The sequence below is a fragment of the Telluria sp. Soil_C_11 genome (genome assembly GCF_057657395.1).
The window spans coordinates 1-18424 of sequence record NZ_JBDGIN010000029.1 but is presented as its reverse complement, the minus strand read 5'-3'; the positions used below and the strand labels follow the sequence as shown (position 1 = coordinate 18424).

Annotated in this window: 14 protein-coding genes and 2 pseudogenes; 13 read left to right on the top strand and 3 right to left on the bottom strand. The window is 59.2% G+C overall.

Annotated elements, in window-relative coordinates:
- Window positions 1–115 (top strand): annotated as a pseudogene (locus AC3A6M_RS24180) (FAD-dependent oxidoreductase); the annotation flags it as partial.
- 35 nt (window positions 116–150) lie between these two features.
- On the opposite strand, the gene AC3A6M_RS24175 reads toward AC3A6M_RS24180, so the two are convergent.
- Complete coding sequence (locus AC3A6M_RS24175; protein WP_487855263.1) at window positions 151–3036, bottom strand: Tn3 family transposase; 2886 nt, start codon at window positions 3034–3036, stop codon at window positions 151–153.
- Window positions 3037–3161: 125 nt separating this feature from the next.
- On the opposite strand from AC3A6M_RS24175, the gene AC3A6M_RS24170 reads away from it, so the two are divergent.
- The 4 genes and pseudogenes from AC3A6M_RS24170 to AC3A6M_RS24155 all read left to right on the top strand — a co-directional run.
- A complete protein-coding gene (locus AC3A6M_RS24170; RefSeq protein WP_000904906.1) occupies window positions 3162–3776 on the top strand; it encodes a recombinase family protein in 615 nt (204 codons plus the stop codon).
- 65 nt (window positions 3777–3841) lie between these two features.
- Entirely contained in the window at window positions 3842–4645 is an 804-nt protein-coding gene (gene aph(3'')-Ib, locus AC3A6M_RS24165; RefSeq protein WP_001082319.1) for an aminoglycoside O-phosphotransferase APH(3'')-Ib, read from the top strand.
- Complete coding sequence (locus AC3A6M_RS24160; protein ID WP_000480968.1) at window positions 4645–5481, top strand: aminoglycoside O-phosphotransferase APH(6)-Id; 837 nt, start codon at window positions 4645–4647, stop codon at window positions 5479–5481. The genes aph(3'')-Ib and AC3A6M_RS24160 overlap by 1 nt, the downstream gene beginning before the upstream one ends.
- A 362-nt stretch (window positions 5482–5843) precedes the next feature.
- Window positions 5844–7697: pseudogene (locus AC3A6M_RS24155) on the top strand (Tn3-like element IS1071 family transposase); the annotation flags it as partial.
- A gap of 144 nt (window positions 7698–7841) precedes the next feature.
- Here the strand turns inward: AC3A6M_RS24155 and AC3A6M_RS24150 are convergent.
- Window positions 7842–8114, bottom strand: a complete 273-nt coding sequence (locus tag AC3A6M_RS24150) for a hypothetical protein (RefSeq protein ID WP_487855262.1) — start codon at window positions 8112–8114, stop codon at window positions 7842–7844.
- Between the two features lie 52 nt (window positions 8115–8166).
- Here AC3A6M_RS24150 and AC3A6M_RS24145 point away from each other — a divergent pair, with 52 nt between their 5' ends.
- Window positions 8167–8931: an IS6 family transposase gene (locus AC3A6M_RS24145; protein WP_006949122.1), complete on the top strand. Its 765-nt coding sequence runs from the start codon at window positions 8167–8169 to the stop codon at window positions 8929–8931.
- Between the two features lie 90 nt (window positions 8932–9021).
- Complete coding sequence (locus AC3A6M_RS24140; protein WP_487855261.1) at window positions 9022–9270, top strand: MarR family transcriptional regulator; 249 nt, start codon at window positions 9022–9024, stop codon at window positions 9268–9270.
- A 57-nt stretch (window positions 9271–9327) separates the two neighbouring features.
- On the opposite strand, the gene AC3A6M_RS24135 is transcribed toward AC3A6M_RS24140, so the two are convergent.
- Window positions 9328–10017 carry a TetR/AcrR family transcriptional regulator gene (locus AC3A6M_RS24135; RefSeq protein ID WP_487855260.1) on the bottom strand — a complete coding sequence of 230 codons (690 nt, stop codon included), beginning with the start codon at window positions 10015–10017 and terminating at the stop codon, window positions 9328–9330.
- Between the two features lie 217 nt (window positions 10018–10234).
- On the opposite strand from AC3A6M_RS24135, the gene AC3A6M_RS24130 reads away from it, so the two are divergent.
- The 6 genes from AC3A6M_RS24130 to AC3A6M_RS24105 all read left to right on the top strand — a co-directional run bounded on the left by AC3A6M_RS24130 (window position 10235) and on the right by AC3A6M_RS24105 (window position 17907).
- Window positions 10235–11248 carry an HlyD family secretion protein gene (locus AC3A6M_RS24130; protein WP_312147610.1) on the top strand — a complete coding sequence of 338 codons (1014 nt, stop codon included), beginning with the start codon at window positions 10235–10237 and terminating at the stop codon, window positions 11246–11248.
- Window positions 11245–13041, top strand: a complete 1797-nt coding sequence (locus AC3A6M_RS24125) for an ATP-binding cassette domain-containing protein (RefSeq protein WP_487855259.1) — start codon at window positions 11245–11247, stop codon at window positions 13039–13041. Before AC3A6M_RS24130 ends, AC3A6M_RS24125 begins: the two co-directional genes overlap by 4 nt.
- The gene (locus AC3A6M_RS24120) at window positions 13038–14234 is read left to right on the top strand and encodes an ABC transporter permease (protein ID WP_487855258.1); all 1197 of its coding nucleotides are present in this window, start codon (window positions 13038–13040) and stop codon (window positions 14232–14234) included. Before AC3A6M_RS24125 ends, AC3A6M_RS24120 begins: the two co-directional genes overlap by 4 nt.
- Window positions 14231–15337: an ABC transporter permease gene (locus tag AC3A6M_RS24115; RefSeq protein ID WP_487855257.1), complete on the top strand. Its 1107-nt coding sequence runs from the start codon at window positions 14231–14233 to the stop codon at window positions 15335–15337. Before AC3A6M_RS24120 ends, AC3A6M_RS24115 begins: the two co-directional genes overlap by 4 nt.
- An 11-nt stretch (window positions 15338–15348) precedes the next feature.
- Window positions 15349–16830: an efflux transporter outer membrane subunit gene (locus AC3A6M_RS24110; RefSeq protein WP_487855256.1), complete on the top strand. Its 1482-nt coding sequence runs from the start codon at window positions 15349–15351 to the stop codon at window positions 16828–16830.
- Between the two features lie 273 nt (window positions 16831–17103).
- Window positions 17104–17907, top strand: coding sequence for an IS5 family transposase (locus AC3A6M_RS24105; protein ID WP_487855255.1), 804 nt, complete (start codon window positions 17104–17106; stop codon window positions 17905–17907).
- Window positions 17908–18424 lie beyond the last annotated feature (517 nt).

Sequence of the window (18424 nt, the reverse complement as noted above, 5' to 3'; positions counted from 1 at the left end):
CACCGGTCGGACACCGAACACGCGCAGCCTCGCGCTGGACGCAGCGGGGGTCACTGTCAATGCGCAAGGTGCCATCGCCATCGACCAAGGCATGCGCACGAGCAACCCGAACATCTAGGGGTCGTTTGCGGGAGGGGGCGGAATCCTACGCTAAGGCTTTGGCCAGCGATATTCTCCGGTGAGATTGATGTGTTCCCATCCGAGCGGCGAAACATGGGCCAAGAGATCGGGCGATAGCAGCTTTCCATCGCGTTTCTGGTTTGCAACGACCTCGCCGAGCTTCATGGTGTTCCAGAAGATGATGATGGCGGCGAGCAGATTCATGCCGGCGATGCGGTAATGCTGGCCTTCGGCGGAACGGTCGCGGATTTCACCGCGGCGGTGGAAGCTGATTGCCCGCTTCAGCGCATGATGAGCTTCGCCTTTGTTGAGCCCGATCTGGGCACGCCGTTGGAGTTCGGCATCCAGAGTCCAGTCGATCATGAACAGGGTGCGCTCGACGCGACCGACTTCCCGCAGGGCTGTCGCGAGCTCGTTCTGCCGCGGATAGGAGGCGAGTTTCCGCAGAATCTGGCTTGGCGCGACGGTCCCGGCAGCAATGGTGGCGGCGATGCGCAGGATGTCGGGCCAATTGCGCTCGATCATGGCTTGGTTGACCTTTCCGCCGATCAACGCTCGCAGGTGCGCCGGGGCGGCCGACGGATTGAACGCGTAGAGCCGTTTGGATGGCAGGTCGCGGATGCGCGGAGCGAACCGGTAGCCGAGAATGGCACATGCGGCAAAGACGTGATCGGTGAAGCCGCCCGTGTCGGTGAACTGCTCGCGGATATGGCGTCCAGCATCGTTCATCAGCAGGCCATCGAGGATGTAAGGCGCTTCGCTTGCCGTTGCAGGAATCACCTGGGTTGCGAACGGCGCATATTGGTCGGAGACGTGGCTATAGGCTTTCAGGCCCGGGGTATTGCCATATTTCGCGTTGACCAGGTTCATGGCCTCACCTTGCTCTGTAGCGACGAAGAACTGTCCGTCGCTCGAAGCCGACGTGCCCATGCCCCAGAACCGGGCCATGGGTAACGCTGCCTGTGCCTCGACCACCATGGCCAGCGCCCGGTCATAGGCTTCGCCCTCGACATGCCACCGTCCAATGCGGATCAATTCCCAGAAGGTGTGGGTGTTTGTCGCATCCGCCATTTTGCGCAAGCCGAGGTTGATCCCTTCCGCCAAGATAACGTTCATTAGCCCGATCCGGTCAGCGCAGGGTGCTCCTGTGCGCAGATGGGTGAACGCTTCGGTGAAGCCGGTCGCCGCATCCACCTCCAGCAGGAGATCGGTGATGCGCGTGGGCGGGATCTGCTTGTAGAGATCGAGCACCAGATCTTCGGCGCCTGTCGGCGCGGCGGCTTCGAGTTTCTCGATATGCAGAACGCCGTTTTCAATCGACCCGCCCGGGATCGTGCCTGCGCGAGCGGCACGGCCAAGCTCGCGCAACCGCATGTCGAGGCGAGCTTGCCGGTCTGCCAGCCATTCCTCCGGCCGCAATGGCACAGCGAGACGACCGCCTTCCGCGATGGATTGTGCCGGAACGAGTGCGTGTTTCAGATCGCCATAGCGCCGGGACCTAGTAAGCCAGACATCTCCGGAGCGGAACGCATCGCGCAGATGGAACAGCACCGCGATCTCCCATAGGCGAGCGTCGCCAGCCCTCTGGGCCCGAAGGTGGCGATGCCATTTCGAGCTGGGCCGCAAGAAGCTGGTCATCGCGGCATCGTTCAAACCGGTACGAAGGGCCGTCACCGCTTCCAGAAGCGGCAGTGCAACGGGCGCAGCTCGCAGATCGAGCAGGCGCAACATGCGTGGAGCGTATCGGCGGAAGCGGTGATAACCGTCGAGCACATGATTGAGCGGATCGTCGGCCATGGTGGCGGTCAGCCTGGTTGCCATTGCAACAAGGGTTTTTAAGCCGTCCCACCCTGACCCACTCGCGATGACATCGCCCAGCGGCTGGCCATCATCCTGTGCATCGACCAGGGCGCCCCCGATCTCGGCGAAGGATTTCAGGGTGTCACGCACCACCCCCGCTTCGTCTGCGACCTTTGCATGGCAAATACGCTCCGAAGCACGGTAGAGACGGCCGACGATCCGGTCGTGGGTTTCGACCACTGCGTCGGCCAACATCGCCTGCCATTCCGAGACGCAAACAGCCAAGATCGCAAGCCGCCTGTCCTCCGGGAGATCGCGCATGCCGTCGGCATAATACCGTTCACCCTGCCTGCGCAGACGAGTCACCCGATGGGCAGGAACGCCGGCAAGCAGATCCTCGGGGAGATCGATGCGTTGCAGATATTCGAGCCGGTCGAGCAGCCGGTTGGCCGACGAAGAGTTCGAGCCAGGCTCGAACTGGCGCAGCCACACAAAACGGGTCACCCGATCATCAGCCGTCTCCTCGAGCAATGCCAGCAACTGTTCTCGGATCGACATAGGCAGCCGACTGGCGATCCTCGTCTCGATGCGTCGCTCGGCATCGACGAGAGCCGCGGCACAAAGCCGCTCGATCGTGGATGTCGCGGGAAGGACAGTGCGGGTGCGTCGGCACTCGGCTACGAAGCGACGGGCGATATCCTCGTTCGACACCGCCATCTCGGCTTCTCGGAACAACCATTCCTTCAGCTCGCTCGCACCACGTCCGGAGAAGGTGCGGAAGCCGTAGAGCCCCCGTAACTCGGCAAGATGCTCGTGCCGTGTTTCCTCGCGGGCAGCATAGTCTACGAGATCGTCGGCACCCAGGCCAAGCTGCGCTCCGATAAATTCGATGACCTCTGCAGGGATCAGTTCGCCTGGAGCCAGCACCCGGCCGGGATAGCGCAGGACACACAATTGCAGGGCGAAGCCGAACCTGTTGTGAGCGCGCCGACGCAGCCTGATATGCCCAAGGTCTTCATCACTCAGCGTATAGTGCTTGAGCAAATCCGTCTGTGAAGTCGGCAAGCGCAACAGCGCGTCTTTCTGCCGATCGGTTAGAGTGACGCGACGCGGCATACATGTTCCTTTTTCAAAATCTGATAGCGTTCAAGACGCTTTGTTTATGAAGCTGGTTGAGATACATTTCCAGAGGTCAATGCAATCGTGGCCGAAGCGCCGCCTCAAACCAACGTTTGTGATACATGCTGATCGGATATGCCCGCGTCTCCAAAGCCGATGGCTCGCAGTCTCTCGACCTGCAGCACGACGCCTTGCGCGCCGCAGGTGTCGAACGGGACAATATCTATGATGATCTTGCTTCCGGCGGTCGTGATGATCGCCCTGGCTTGACTGCCTGCCTCAAGTCATTGCGTGACGGCGATGTGCTGGTGGTCTGGAAGCTCGATCGCCTCGGACGATCGCTTGCCCATCTGGTCAACACGGTGAAGGAGCTGTCAGACCGCAAGATCGGCCTGCGGGTTCTGACTGGAAAGGGCGCTCAGATCGACACCACGACTGCGTCCGGTCGCATGGTGTTCGGAATCTTCGCCACCTTGGCCGAGTTCGAGCGGGATCTGATCCGAGAGCGCACCATGGCGGGTCTCGCCTCCGCGAGAGCGCGCGGTCGCAAGGGCGGACGAAAATTCGCGCTCACCAAAGCTCAGGTGCGTCTCGCGCAAGCCGCCATGGCCCAGCGCGATACTTCAGTTTCCGATCTCTGCAAGGAACTCGGCATCGAGCGCGTCACTCTCTACCGATATGTCGGTCCCAAAGGCGAGCTCAGAGACCATGGAAAGCATGTTCTCGGACTTACGTAGCAACTCGTTTCTTTTCGCAGGTTGAGCCACCTCCGCGCTTCATCAGAAAACTGAAGGAACCTCCATTGAATCGAACTAATATTTTTTTTGGTGAATCGCATTCTGACTGGTTGCCTGTCAGAGGCGGAGAATCTGGTGATTTTGTTTTTCGACGTGGTGACGGGCATGCCTTCGCGAAAATCGCACCTGCTTCCCGCCGCGGTGAGCTCGCTGGAGAGCGTGACCGCCTCATTTGGCTCAAAGGTCGAGGTGTGGCTTGCCCCGAGGTGATCAACTGGCAGGAGGAACAGGAGGGTGCATGCTTGGTGATAACGGCAATTCCGGGAGTACCGGCGGCTGATCTGTCTGGAGCGGATTTGCTCAAAGCGTGGCCGTCAATGGGGCAGCAACTTGGCGCTGTTCACAGCCTATCGGTTGATCAATGTCCGTTTGAGCGCAGGCTGTCGCGAATGTTCGGACGCGCCGTTGATGTGGTGTCCCGCAATGCCGTCAATCCCGACTTCTTACCGGACGAGGACAAGAGTACGCCGCAGCTCGATCTTTTGGCTCGTGTCGAACGAGAGCTACCGGTGCGGCTCGACCAAGAGCGCACCGATATGGTTGTTTGCCATGGTGATCCCTGCATGCCGAACTTCATGGTGGACCCTAAAACTCTTCAATGCACGGGTCTGATCGACCTTGGGCGGCTCGGAACAGCAGATCGCTATGCCGATTTGGCACTCATGATTGCTAACGCCGAAGAGAACTGGGCAGCGCCAGATGAAGCAGAGCGCGCCTTCGCTGTCCTATTCAATGTATTGGGGATCGAAGCCCCCGACCGCGAACGCCTTGCCTTCTATCTGCGATTGGACCCTCTGACTTGGGGTTGATGTTCATGCCGCCTGTTTTTCCTGCTCATTGGCACGTTTCGCAACCTGTTCTCATTGCGGACACCTTTTCCAGCCTCGTTTGGAAAGTTTCATTGCCAGACGGGACTCCTGCAATCGTCAAGGGATTGAAACCTATAGAAGACATTGCTGATGAACTGCGCGGGGCCGACTATCTGGTATGGCGCAATGGGAGGGGAGCAGTCCGGTTGCTCGGTCGTGAGAACAATCTGATGTTGCTCGAATATGCCGGGGAGCGAATGCTCTCTCACATCGTTGCCGAGCACGGCGACTACCAGGCGACCGAAATTGCAGCGGAACTAATGGCGAAGCTGTATGCCGCATCTGAGGAACCCCTGCCTTCTGCCCTTCTCCCGATCCGGGATCGCTTTGCAGCTTTGTTTCAGCGGGCGCGCGATGATCAAAACGCAGGTTGTCAAACTGACTACGTCCACGCGGCGATTATAGCCGATCAAATGATGAGCAATGCCTCGGAACTGCGTGGGCTACATGGCGATCTGCATCATGAAAACATCATGTTCTCCAGTCGCGGCTGGCTGGTGATAGATCCCGTCGGTCTGGTCGGTGAAGTGGGCTTTGGCGCCGCCAATATGTTCTACGATCCGGCTGACAGAGACGACCTTTGTCTCGATCCTAGACGCATTGCACAGATGGCGGACGCATTCTCTCGTGCGCTGGACGTCGATCCGCGTCGCCTGCTCGACCAGGCGTACGCTTATGGGTGCCTTTCCGCAGCTTGGAACGCGGATGGAGAAGAGGAGCAACGCGATCTAGCTATCGCGGCCGCGATCAAGCAGGTGCGACAGACGTCATACTAGATATCAAGCGACTTCTCCTATCCCCTGGGAACACATCAATCTTACCGGAGAATATCGTTGGCCAAAGCCTTAGCGTAGGATTTCGCCCTCTCCCGCAAACGACCCCATCAGGCCGCGCGGTTTTCCTCCCTGATCGCCGGCGCGGTTTCTTCCTCCCTGAACCGCATGCAGACTTGCCGCCTCGGACACCCCGAGGCGGTTTTTTTTCGCCTCGCTCGGGGTCTCCTCGTTTTCAGTGCAATAAGTGACGGTACGCAAAGCTAGCACTGGCGCGGGGGTGGTCTGGGTAGACCGTTGATTTCATTGACTTTCCTGTTCGCTTTGTAAACGGGTATGGTGGCCTCCCACTTTTGAGGTTCACGATGCAGGGTTGGCACACAACGTTTTTGGGGATGCGTGGGCTCCCCCGCGATATCAGCGACTTCGAGATGAAGGCATTTTTCACCTTCGATGGTGCCGAGCGCGACGCAATCAATGCACGCCGAGGTGATTCCCACAAGCTTGGTCTGGCGCTCCATATTGGTTTCCTGCGCATGAGTGGGCGTTTGCTCGGTGCCTTTCGGGTAATTCCAGTAGCCTTGTGGCGCCACCTTGGCAACGAGCTTGGCATTGCAGCACCAGAAGTCGCCTCGCTGAGAGCCATGTATGAACGCGGGCGCACGCTATTCGATCACCAACAAGTAGCCTGCACGGTCCTTGGATTCCAGTGGATGAGCGAGCACCAGCGCCGCTCACTGGTACGTGAACTGCGCGACGAAGTGGCGCGCTGCGCCGACCGCGATCAGCTACTCGTGCGGGCGCGTCAATGGCTGTACAAGAACAAGCTGGTGATCGTGCACGAGCGGGCAATTCGGACACTGATTGCGGCGGCACTTGCCCAGCTTGAAGTTGAAACAGGCACCGCCATCGCCGCCAGCGTTGATCCAGCAACACTTGATCGCTGGCGAGCCTCAGTTTCAGAGCTGCGCCCAGATGGACAAACCCAGCAGAGTTGGCTATGGGCTGCACCGGCGAAACACTCAACCCGCCAAATCAGCGAGGTACTGGAGCGCATCGACCTGCTTTACACGCTGGACGTTCATAAGCACCTGGCAGACATCCCCGATCTCATCTTGCGCCGCTACGCGCGCCGACTTGTCTCCAGGCCGCCCTCAGCCGGAGCCAAGATCAAAGAGCCAGCGCGCACCGTGGAGGTCGCATGCTTTCTTCGGTATTGCCTGTTCACCACCACAGACCAGTTGATCCTTATGGTGCAGCGCCGGATCGCCGATCTGTGGCGTCAGGCTGCCGCCGATGTCCCCGCTACCGTCAATTGGGCCGCAATGTACAAAACGCTGCTCGGCGAACTTGTTGCCTTGAGCGCGCAAGGTGCGGTGCCAGATGCTGAGTTGCGTGCCCGTCTTGAAGCCTTGATCACCGAAACCCAGAAACGCAAACCACCGAGCAGGGCCTCCCTGGTCCGCGAGGGATTGATTGATGGAATTCGCCCCGTGCGGTCGTTGCTCGTCGCCATTGCAAAGCTGCCCTGGCAGGCCACCGGCGAGCATCCTGCCATCGAGTACCTTGCCAAGCTGCAAGCTTTATATCTCAAAGGATCCAGAAAGCTGCCAGTTGAAGTGGTGGCACCAAGTCTGGGAATGATCTGGCAGGTTTCGATCTCCAGCCCAGACCGGGAACGGGCGTTTCAGGCGTTGGAGGTGGCCACCCTGTTTGCCCTGCGCCGCGCGGTGCGCAATGGCTCGGTCTGGATTGAGCACAGCCTGAGCTTTCGGGGTCGTGCGCGCTTGTTCTTCACGGACGAGCGTTGGCAGGCAGAGTCCAAGAAACACTATGCCCGTCTATCGTTACCCAGCAAGGCTGCCACTTTCTTGAAGCCTTTGCTGGCCAGAGTAACTGCCGGTGTCGATGCGGTGGCCGCTGCAGCCCGCAGTGGCGTACTGCGCGTGGATGATGAACTCCATTTGTCGCCATTGCCCGCAGAGGACGAAGACCCAGAAGTGACCAAGCTGCGCGCGGCTTTGGATCACCGCATCGGTGAGGTTCAATTGCCGGAAGTGATTCTGGCCGTTGACGCCCAGGTGCGCTTTAGCTGGATCATGCTCGGACGTGAGCCGCGCTCTACCGACGAGCTGCTGATGGTCTATGCCGGCATCATGGCCCACGGCACCAGTCTGACTGCGGTCGAATGCGCGCGCATGATTCCGCAGCAGAAGGCGGCGCGGCAGTGCTGCCTCAACTTCGGGTGTCACGTCTGTGCTCCTTGAAGAAGCGGCGCCGTCGGTCTGTGCCGGCGGCGCCGCCTTGAGAGGTCGTCCGGCGCACCCACGATCAGCGGGTGCACCTGCTGCTTAGCGCTGACTTCAGCTCAGTTCGCCGCCGAAGCGCTGCACGCCCTTGCCGGTGGCAAAGTTGTGCAGTCCGAAGCTCGGGAAGGTGCCGCGCAGGCCTTCGAACTTGCCGGTGGAATCGACCACCTTGTGCATGACGGTGAGCGAGACCTCGTCGATGCCCGGCACCTGGATGCCTGTGGCGGTGTCGACCGTCGAGATGCGGCTGCCGTCGCGGCTCATGAATTCATGAACCATCGTGAAGCTCGCGCGGCCGTCGACGAACTTGATTTGGCTCTGTTGCAAACTCTGACACGGTTTCCAAGATTGGGCTCATGTACTGTCAAGGTCAGTTGCGATGAACGATTTCAAAGGACGGCATTTTACCGGCGAGGTCATCCTATGGGCGGTGCGCTGGTATTGTCGATACGGCATCAGCTACCGTGATCTCGAGGAAATGCTGTCCGAGCGTGGGATCGATGTCGATCATACGACGATCTATCGCTGGGTGCAGCGCTACGCGCCGGAGATGGAGAAGCGTCTCCGCTGGTTCTGGCGGCGCGGCTTTGATCCGAGCTGGCGTCTGGATGAGACCTACGTAAAGGTGCGGGGCAAATGGACCTACCTGTACCGGGCGGTCGACAAACGGGGCGACACGATTGATTTCTATCTGTCATCGACACGCAGCGCCAAAGCGGCGAAGCGCTTTCTGGGCAAAGCTCTTCGTGGCCTGAAGGACTGGGAAAAGCCGGCCAAACTCAATACCGACAAGGCACCCAGCTACGGCGCAGCAATCGCTGAGCTGAAACGCGAAGGCAAACTGGCGGCGGAAACCGAGCACCGGCAGGTGAAATATCTGAACAACGTGCTCGAGGCCGACCACGGCAAGCTGAAGATGCTGATCAAGCCGGTACGTGGCTTCAAGTCGATGCCAACGGCCTACGCCACGATCAAGGGCTTCGAGGTCATGCGCGCCCTACGCAAAGGACAGGCCCAGGCATGGTGCCTGCAGCCAGGTATCATGGGGGAGGTGCGCCTGGTTGAAAGAGCATTCGGAATTGGACCCTCGGCCCTGACCGAAACCATGATTATGCTCAATAAGCATTTCGCCAATGCTGCCTAATCCCCCAACTGGGTGACGCCGCGCGGCCGTGCCCCATGTTTGCAACAGAGCCTCCGTGAGACCTTTCCAGACGAAACCGGCGCGCAGCGGATGCAACAAGTTGCCGTCCTGCTGGCGATTCATGCCCTGGGGAGCCTCGGCGATGAGCCAGTAACAGCCACCCGTATCGTTCACCTGTTTGGCCATGCCGAAAGCGAAGTCTCGCGGCTCGTCGGACGTCTTGTTGACCGCGGCCTGGTCCACCGAGAACGCACAACACGCCCAGGATTTAAGGGTTCTGTCGTCAGCCTTAGTACGCCTAACAAAACCTATTCTTATCTCAGCGCAACAGCGTCTTAACTTGAGTTTCGTTTAATCATGTTTTGCAACATCATTCGATAGTGCAGATTGTCCGTACTAGCGCGGTTTGGCCTGGGCAGCGACCGCGTCGACGCCGGCTATGGCAAAGGTTAGCAGATCCGAAATGAAGGAATCCATGTCCGGCGCAAGGGAAGGCAGCACATTCGTTTTCAAGGCGGGCGGCGCGATGGCAGTAACCATGCAAGGGACGATGCACATGAATACGCACCGGTGCAGAGAAGGATGATCAGGTGGCAAGCCGGTCATTTCCGACATTAAGCCGATGACGACTTGCGCCTTCGGGCGCACGGTATTCAGCGCAAAGGCTGGCATGATCTGGGAAGGACTCAGCAACTCGCGCAACAGGACGGGAAAAGCCCATCCTTCCTTCTGGGCAGCCATTTTGACGATTTGCTCGAGCACGAACCTCAGACGCGAACGCGCGTCGCCCGGTCCATTCGCCCAGGCTTGCAAGTCGTTGGCATCAATCAGTTGGCGATGGGCTTCGGCCAAGACCGCCTCATACAACCCATCCTTGCTGCCGAAGTGGTAATTAACCGCGGCGAGGTTCGCATTGGCTCGTTCGCACACAGCCTTGCTCGTCGTTCTCGAGTAGCCACACTCGGCAAACACCAAGCCGGCAGTACTCAACAACTGTTCGCGCGTGACTTGGCCGTCGGACCGGATCGGCCGAACCTGCTGGGGTTTGGAGGGATTATTCTTTTTATCGCTTACGGGCTGCTTCATACCCTCGCACTTTACATGAAGCCGTTTACGAGTTCTAGTTTCGTTTCCGAACTGCCATCATTGCATGCCTTTGTTCCCTACCGCTGCCGAAGTATTCGTTGGAGTGGATGAAGTAGGCAGCACAGCTGACTGCTTGCGTCATGACTTCTTCCAGTTGTAGTTAAAATTTGAATTTGGTTTATAATGACTATTCTTCAATACCAGTCGTGGAGTGTCAATGGCGCCTAAACACAAGAAGATTGTTGTCGTCATCGCCGTATTGGTCGTCGCCGTCGGGGCCGCCACTCTCCTGTGGCGCCACTTCCAATCCAAGAGAAATGCCGACGAGGTGGTTTTATACGGTAACGTTGACATTCGCCAGGTTTCGCTTGCCTTCAACGCGAACGAAAGGATCGCGGAACTCCTGGTTCAGGAAGGCGACCGGGTCAAGGCGGGGCAGCTGCTTGGCAGGCTGGACTTACGCACCTTGAGATTACACGAACAAGAGTCGCAAGCGCGTATCGCGGCGCAGGAGCAGGTACTGGCGCGCTTGAAGAATGGCTCGCGGCCGCAAGAAATTCAAGAGTCGCAGGCGCGCACGCGCGCTGCAGAGGCCGACGCGCAACTGGCTGTCGAGAACCTGAACCGACTCGAGGCCACCTTCAAATCGACCGAGGGCCAAGGCGTTGCCCGGTCCGAGCTCGACGCAGCTCGGGCGAAAGTCCGGTCGTCGCAAGCGCAAGCCGAGGCGCTGCGGAGGTCGAGCGAACTGGTCGCTCAAGGGCCTCGAAACGAAGATGTTAAGCAGGCGGAAGCGCAACTGAACGCTGCGCGAGCAGAGCTTGCGCTGACCCAAAGGCAACTTCAAGAAGGTGAGCTCAAGTCACCGGTGGATGCCGTCGTCAGGTCACGGCTGATGGAGCCGGGCGATATGGCATCACCACAGAAACCGGTATTTGCGCTCGCTATCTCGCATCCGAAATGGATTCGCGCCTATGTCACCGGCGAGGACCTGCATCGCGTGAAGCCCGGCCAGCCGGCAAGTGTCCAGGCCGATGGACTGCGTCGCGCCGTGCCTGGCAGCATCGGATACATATCGTCCGTCGCCGAGTTTACGCCGAAGACCGTCCAGACGGAAGAATTGCGTACGAGCCTGGTTTACGAGGTCCGCGTGAATATCGATGATCCGGACGACGCACTACGACTCGGCCAGCCGGTCACCGTTCGACTGAATTCCTTGCAGCGGCAATGAGCAAGACCGATCCCGCCCTCAAGGCTAGCAAGCTTGTCAAACGCTTCCAGATCCCGGGAGCCGCGCCCCTGGCCGCGCTGTGCGACGTCGATATCGAGGTCGCAAGCGGAAGCTTGGCCTGCATCGTCGGCCCCGATGGGGCGGGTAAGACCACTTTCTTGCGGCTCGCAGCCGGGTTGATGAGGGCGACAGGGGGCGACCTGACGATCTTGGGCATCGACGCTGCCAAACATCCGCAAGCCATCCAGGACCGCATCAGCTACATGCCGCAACGCTTCGGTCTGTACGAGGACTTGAGCGTGCAGGAAAACCTGGACTTGTATGCCGACTTGCATGGGGTGACCAAAAAAGCGCGTCAGGAACGTTATGGACGTCTGATGGAGATGACTGACCTCGGCAGGTTCACCGACAGGCCTGCAGGCAAACTATCAGGTGGCATGAAGCAGAAGCTTGGGCTCGCTTGCACCTTGGTCCGCTCGCCGGCACTCCTGCTGCTTGATGAGCCCACCGTCGGTGTCGACCCGCTTTCCCGGCGCGAGCTGTGGAGCATCATTCGGCAACTGGTCAATGAAGAACACCTGTCGGTCGTCGTCACGACGGCGTATCTGGACGAAGCGGAAGAAGCAGCCCAGGTAATCGTCCTCAACGAAGGTAAGGTACTGTCCGCAGGCATGCCGGACGAATTGCGCAAAAGGGCAGCCGATCGCGTGTTCATCGGGCCGCCTGCCGGCGGCGCTCCCGCGAGAAAAGTGCAAGCCGAATTGATTGACTTGCGGGACGCTGTTGTCGATGCCGTTCCACAAGCGGCGGAAGTACGCGTGGTCCTGGCGGATGGTGTGAAGGTCGACCAGCTCGAGCCGCTGACGGACCCGAAGAAGATCGCGCCGCGGCTGGAAGACGGTTTCATGGTTGTCCTGCGCGAACAGCTGAAACAGTCGCAGGTTCCGGTGCAAGCGTCGAAGCTGGGCGCGCCGGTTACGGCACCCGCGGGCGCCGGCAAAGGGTCGGAAGACAGCGAGGGCAAGGGCGTCGTCATCGAGGTCAAGGATCTAGTAAAGAAGTTCGGCGACTTCACCGCCGTCGCGAACACCACGTTCAACGTCGATCGAGGCGAGATCTTCGGCCTTCTGGGGCCCAACGGTGCGGGCAAGACGACGACTTTCCGCATGCTTTGCGGCTTACTGGCGCCGACCAGCGGAACGCTTCGTGTCGCTGGCGTGGACCTGCGCACTGCCAGTTCGCAGGCGCGTCGCAAGGTCGGCTATGTCTCGCAGAAATTTGCCCTTTATAAGAACTTGACCGGCCGCGAAAACCTGGAGTTCTTCGGCCGCGCATATGGACTGAGCGCAGCGAGATTCAAACAGCGTTACGATCAAGTGCTCCATGACTTCGGCCTGGAGAGGGAAGCCGATCGCCCCAGTGGTGACCTGCCCGGCGGCTACAAGCAGCGTCTGGCGATGGCTGCGGCGCTCCTCCATGAACCCGAAATCCTGTTCCTCGACGAGCCGACAAGCGGCGCCGATCCCCTCGCCAGACGGGAGTTCTGGCGCCGTATTACCGCACTCTCCGATGCGGGTGTCACTATCATCGTGACGACGCACTTCATGGAGGAAGCGGAATACTGTGATCGTATCGTCATCCAGGACGCCGGCAAGGTTCTCGCCCTCGGCACCACCAAGGAGGTCCGGCAGCAATCGGGTAGCAATGATCCGCACTTGCCGATGGAGCAGGTGTTCGTCCAGATTGTCGAAAACAGCCGCAAGTCTTCTCGACAAGAGCAGGAAAAACCATGACCGTCGTTAACGAACGCACGCCAGAGGCACACGAACCGGATCGAACACAGGCCGAAAAGGGTGGGTTCTTGGTCCGGCTGAAAGCCTTGACGATCAAGGAAGTCCGACAGCTTCTTCGCGACAAGAGCAATCTCACGATCGGCATTCTCCTGCCCATCGTGCTCATCTTCATTTTCGGCTACGGAATGTCGCTGGATGTCGACAATGCACCTGTGGGCCTTCTGTTGGAAGACAATAGCCCACAAGCAGTGGAAGCTGTCTCCGGTTTATCCCTGTCGCCAACACTCAAGCCCGTGCGCGTTCTGTCGATGCAAGAGGCAAGCGAACTTCTCGGCGCGCACCGCATCGACGCGATCGTGCGCGTCCCGGTCGATTATGCCAGTCGAGCCGCGGCTGGCGATGCAGTCATCCAGGTGATCGTCAACGGCGCCGAGGCTTCTCGGGCAAGCTCTGTCCAGGCCTATGTGCAAAACGCGCTGTCGAATCCGCGCTTGCGTGCCCAGGATAGAACCGGGGAAGCCCCTGCAAGCGACACGCGGGGGCCCGTGATCCAGGTCGAACAGCGTATGTGGTTCAACGAAGCGAACACGAGTACCTGGTACCTGGTCCCCGGCCTTATCGTCCTCATCATGACTTTGGTCGGCGCCTTTCTCACGGCCCTGGTCATGGCGCGGGAGTGGGAGCGCGGAACGCTCGAGGCCTTGTTCGTCAGCCCGGTGCGGCCGGTCGAAATCCTCCTGGCGAAGGTTCTGCCTTACTTCGTCGTCGGCTTGCTTGGCTTATTATTGTGCCTCTTGGCAGCGAAGTTCCTGTTCCATGTACCGATACGCGGCTCGTTGGCGCTCTTGTTACTCGACTCGGTGCTCTACCTTGTCGTCGCTGTCAGTCTGGGCTTGTTGATTTCGTCGGCGACCAAGAACCAGTTCCTGGCCAGCCAGGTCGCCCTGCTGGCGACCTTCCTGCCGTCGCTTCTGCTCTCCGGATTCCTTTTCGACTTGCGAAACGTGCCGCAGGTGGTGCAGGTCATCGGGCAGATCATTCCAGCCACGCACTTCATTACCCTCGTCAAGACGCTCTTTTTGGCAGGCAATGTGAAGAGCATCGTGGTCAAGGAAACACTCATCCTTGCGGCGTACGCGATATGCCTGCTCGGTCTGGCGCGCGCATTCACGAGAAAGCGACTTCCCGAATGAAAGATTCTCTGCAGCGAATCGTTGGCCTCGTGCGCAAGGAGCTGCTGGCCATCCTCAAGGACAAGCGAACCCGGATCATCCTGGTGGTGCCCGTCATCATCCAGAGCGTCATCTTCGGGTATGCGGCAACGTATGACCTGTCGAACGTGCCCTATGCTCTACTCGACCAGAGTCCTTCCGAGATCACCACGGATATTGTCGGGCACCTCGACGGCACCGGCGTTTTCAAGCGTGTCGCCACCTTGCGGTCTTCCAGCCAGGCTGCGGAGCGCATCGAGAGCGGCGAAGCCCTGATGGTCCTTTCGTTCCCCCCGACCTTCGCCGCCGACTACCATGCCGGGCGCCCGGCCGCCATACAGGTCTTGCTCGACGGGAGAAATTCAACGACCGCCTCGGCCGCACTGGGCTACGTCGGCGCGGTTGTCGGCAGCCTCAATGCCAGGCAGTCCGGGCGAAGCCCAGGCCTTACTGTCGAGACACGGGCGTGGTTCAACCCGAACCTGGAGACGCGATGGAATCTGGTACCCGGCCTGATTGCCTCGCTGAGCATGCTCCAAACGCTCTTGTTAACCGCTTTGTCAGTGGCTCGCGAGCGTGAGGAGGGCACGTTTGACCAGTTGCTGGTCACGCCATTGACGCCGGTAGAAATCATGGTGGGCAAGGCTGTACCTTCGGTCCTTATCGGGCTCGTCCAGGCGACTCTGATCTTCTTCGTGTCTCGGTTCTGGTTCCATATCCCTTTCGCCGGCTCACTCATCACGCTCTATACGGGTTTGCTGTTCTTTATGACCGCGAGCGTCGGCATCGGACTATCCATCTCTGCGATGTCATCCAACATGCAGCAGGCCATGCTCTATACCTTCGTGCTTGTCATGCCGATGATGCTGCTCTCGGGCTTGACAACACCTGTCGCCAACATGCCCGAAGTGTTCCAAGTCGTTACCTGGGCCAACCCGTTACGGTTTGCGATCGACCTGGTCCAACGGGTTTACCTCGAAGGTGTGTCTCTTCGCGTAGTGAGTCTGGATTTGGTTCCCATGCTGGTTATAGCGACAATCACGCTGCCGCTCGCAAGCTGGTTATTTCGTAACAAGTTGGCCTGAAGGGATAGCCGATGAAAAGTTTGAAATTCCGTCGTTCCTCCACGCTCGTAGTGGCAACTGCACTCCTTGCCGGCTGCACTGCCGTTGGCCCGAATTTTCAGGAGCCCCAGCCGCAGGTGCCGAAAGCCTGGGAGCAAATTCACGGCGGCGCGATAGAACTGGCTGGAGGCGTAGGCGCGTCGACGCCGTCGGACTGGACCAGCGTGAAGGATCCGGTGCTGCAAGATTTGTTCAAACTCGCCGACGAAGCCAACCCGGACATTCGCATCGCGGCGATCAGGTTCGCGCAGGCCAGGATCCAAAAGGATGTCAGCGCATCGCAAAAGGCGCCACAAATCGGCGCCAAGGCTTCCGCAACGAAGCAGCGGCAAAGTGCGTACGGGGCCGGAACACGCATCCTCGACGCGCTGGGCGGACCGAATCAGGAAAGCCTGCGCGACTTCCTTGCCTCGCCATTCGCGTCCTACGACGCTGGCTTGGATTTCTCATGGGAGTTGGACTTGTGGGGGCGAGTCGCTCGTTCGATCGAAGCTTCTGCGGCGACCGCTCAGCAGCAACAGGCACTCCGGCAGCAGGTTCGCATGACCATTCGCGCTGAGGTCGCCCGGACCTACGTCGAACTTCGGTCCGCGCAAGTGCAACTGCACTTGGCAAAGGAGACGATCGAGGCGGCCGAGGCGAGTCTGAAACTTGTCGATGCCAAATCTGTATCTGGCTTGGTTCCAGGGATTGATGTGATCCAGCAGCGTGGAATCGTGGCCGAACTCCGCACGCGCTTGCCGCGCTTTCAGCAGCAGGAAGCTGCCGCACACAATACATTGACGCTGCTGTGCGGGACCTTGCCCGGGACCTTAAACGCCAAATTGGTGGCAACGCCGGCCGCGCTCCTCGATCAAGCGCCGCCGGCGCTGGATTTGGGCCTGCCGTCGGAATTTGCGGCACGTAGACCGGACGTGCAAGCCGCCCTCGCCGAGCTTCACGCGGCAACGGCGAATATCGGCGTTGCCGTCGCGGATCTCTACCCTCGGCTCAAGTTGGGCGCCAGCGCCGGCTTCCAGTCCCTCACCGCCGGGCGTTTCGGCGAGTGGTCGACAAGGCAGTGGTCGATCGGTCCTAGTCTGGAAGTGCCTGTTTTTGACAGTGGTCGCCGACGGGCTGTCGTGCAACTACGAGAACTAACACAGCAAGAGGCGGCTGTTCGGTTTCAACGTACTGTCTTGACTGCGTGGCATGAGGTAGACGACGCAGTTTCTGATTACAACGCCGAGCGCTTGGCGCATGATGAGATGGTGGAGCGTGCCCGGAGTGCAAAACTGTCGCTCTCGGTCGCCAGGCAGCGGTACTTGAACGGGCTGACTAGTTTTGTTCCTGTGCTCGACGCTCAGCGGACAGAGTCTGACGTGAAAGCGGCTTACGCACAGCACCAGGCGCGCCTCTGGTCTAGCTGGCTCGGGGTCTTGAAGAGCATTGGTGCTGAGGTCGAGCGCTTCTAGTTTATTCAGACGCATTAGCCAGAATCGTCAAGTTCTTGCAGCTCCATAAACGATAAAGTGAGTCGCCGGCGATATTTAGCGACTCAACGCCTTGAGCTGCTGACCTTGAATGTGGTCCAGTTACTTTTGCACGACGGCACTACGAAATTGATCACGCGAAGAGCGCTTAATATATTGCTGACTCGCGATGGTCTGCAAGGTGTCGAAAGCGGACGTACACGACCGTAGATACGTAGCTAAGATGGCGGCCGAGTTCCCCGATGGATTAATGCTATGGCACAAGCACTTCTCTCTGAAGACCTTTGGTCGCTTGTAGCTGCTCATCTCCCGACTCATCGCAAATCGCCAAAAGGCGGACGACCACGTATCAGTGATCGCGCGACCTTCATCGGAATCCTGTTTGTGCTCAAGACCGGGATACCATGGGAATACCTGCCGCGCGAACTCGGCTGCGGAAGCGGCATGACTTGTTGGCGTCGGCTTCATGAATGGATGCAAGCCGGCGTTTGGCAGCGGATCCATGAGGCGGTCCTCCAGCAGTTGCGCGAGCACGACCAGATCATTTGGGATCGAGCCAGCCTTGACGCTGCCAGTGTGCCCGCCCCTGCAGGTGGCGAACATACGGGCCGAAACCCGACCGATCGTGGCAAGCTCGGCTGCAAACACCATGTACTCGTGGATCAACGTGGGCTGCCGCTAGCAGCCAAGATCTCGGGCGCCCAGGTGCATGATTCCCGTTTCTTTATTCCACTCCTAGAAGCCATCCCAGCCGTTAAAGGTCTCTCCGGTCGTGCGCGCAAACGTCCAGGTAAGTTGCACGCCGATCGAGCGTACGCTTCCCGAGCGCATCGCGCTTGGCTGCGCCGACGAGGCATCGCAGCACGTATCGCGCGATACGGCGTAGAGTCGCATGAAAGGCTGGGCCGATGGCGTTGGGTTGTTGAGCGCACCCTAGGATGGCTACATCGCTTTCGTAGATTGCGCATCCGGTACGAGCGACGAGCAGACATCCATCAGGCGTTCCTTTCGCTTGCCTGCTCGCTCATCTGTTGGCGGTATGTCGAACGGTTTTGTTAGGCGCTCTTACTCTGATTGAGAGCGATGAGTTAAAGGCGATATTCAAAGAGATGGGCGCGCTTCCAAAGGGCTGAATCGGCCCTGTCCGCGCCGACCTCGAAATTTAGATCACCCCTTCCGCGGTCCTTTGCAGGTCCATCACATCTAAGACCTGCTCCCCCGCGCTCTCCAGCTAAATCCTTGCTCGCGGATGACAGATAATTCATCCGTATGCGACCTTTTGTCAGGCAACAGCACACAGAGCTTTAGATGTCCTGAAGGGCATCACCCAGCGGTTGTGTGTTGCGACTCGCCTTGATGCAAAAACCCCTTGCCTGCCTTCCAGTCATCGGACCGGCCATGCGCTTTAGGCCATTCAGCTTGTCATAAGACGCAGCTTCCCTGTCCCGCATCGGCGCATCATTCGATCAACCGCTTTGCGGTCCTCCACATACGTTTCGTGTCAACGGCGATTGAAAACTGATACAGATTTCGTTGTGCCAGCGATTTAAAACTGATACACCGCCGTCGCCGAACA

What these genes read in the sequence shown, in the direction of transcription:
- AC3A6M_RS24110 (WP_487855256.1), top strand. Translation starts at nt 15,349, where the DNA reads ATGAAAAGTTTGAAATTCCGTCGTTCCTCCACGCTCGTAGTGGCAACT.
- AC3A6M_RS24160 (WP_000480968.1), top strand. Translation starts at nt 4,645, where the DNA reads ATGTTCATGCCGCCTGTTTTTCCTGCTCATTGGCACGTTTCGCAACCT.
- AC3A6M_RS24130 (WP_312147610.1), top strand. Translation starts at nt 10,235, where the DNA reads ATGGCGCCTAAACACAAGAAGATTGTTGTCGTCATCGCCGTATTGGTC.
- AC3A6M_RS24175 (WP_487855263.1), bottom strand. Translation starts at nt 3,036, where the DNA reads ATGCCGCGTCGCGTCACTCTAACCGATCGGCAGAAAGACGCGCTGTTG.
- AC3A6M_RS24105 (WP_487855255.1), top strand. Translation starts at nt 17,104, where the DNA reads ATGGCACAAGCACTTCTCTCTGAAGACCTTTGGTCGCTTGTAGCTGCT.
- AC3A6M_RS24115 (WP_487855257.1), top strand. Translation starts at nt 14,231, where the DNA reads ATGAAAGATTCTCTGCAGCGAATCGTTGGCCTCGTGCGCAAGGAGCTG.
- AC3A6M_RS24125 (WP_487855259.1), top strand. Translation starts at nt 11,245, where the DNA reads ATGAGCAAGACCGATCCCGCCCTCAAGGCTAGCAAGCTTGTCAAACGC.
- AC3A6M_RS24170 (WP_000904906.1), top strand. Translation starts at nt 3,162, where the DNA reads ATGCTGATCGGATATGCCCGCGTCTCCAAAGCCGATGGCTCGCAGTCT.
- AC3A6M_RS24120 (WP_487855258.1), top strand. Translation starts at nt 13,038, where the DNA reads ATGACCGTCGTTAACGAACGCACGCCAGAGGCACACGAACCGGATCGA.
- AC3A6M_RS24135 (WP_487855260.1), bottom strand. Translation starts at nt 10,017, where the DNA reads ATGAAGCAGCCCGTAAGCGATAAAAAGAATAATCCCTCCAAACCCCAG.
- AC3A6M_RS24140 (WP_487855261.1), top strand. Translation starts at nt 9,022, where the DNA reads ATGCAACAAGTTGCCGTCCTGCTGGCGATTCATGCCCTGGGGAGCCTC.
- AC3A6M_RS24145 (WP_006949122.1), top strand. Translation starts at nt 8,167, where the DNA reads ATGAACGATTTCAAAGGACGGCATTTTACCGGCGAGGTCATCCTATGG.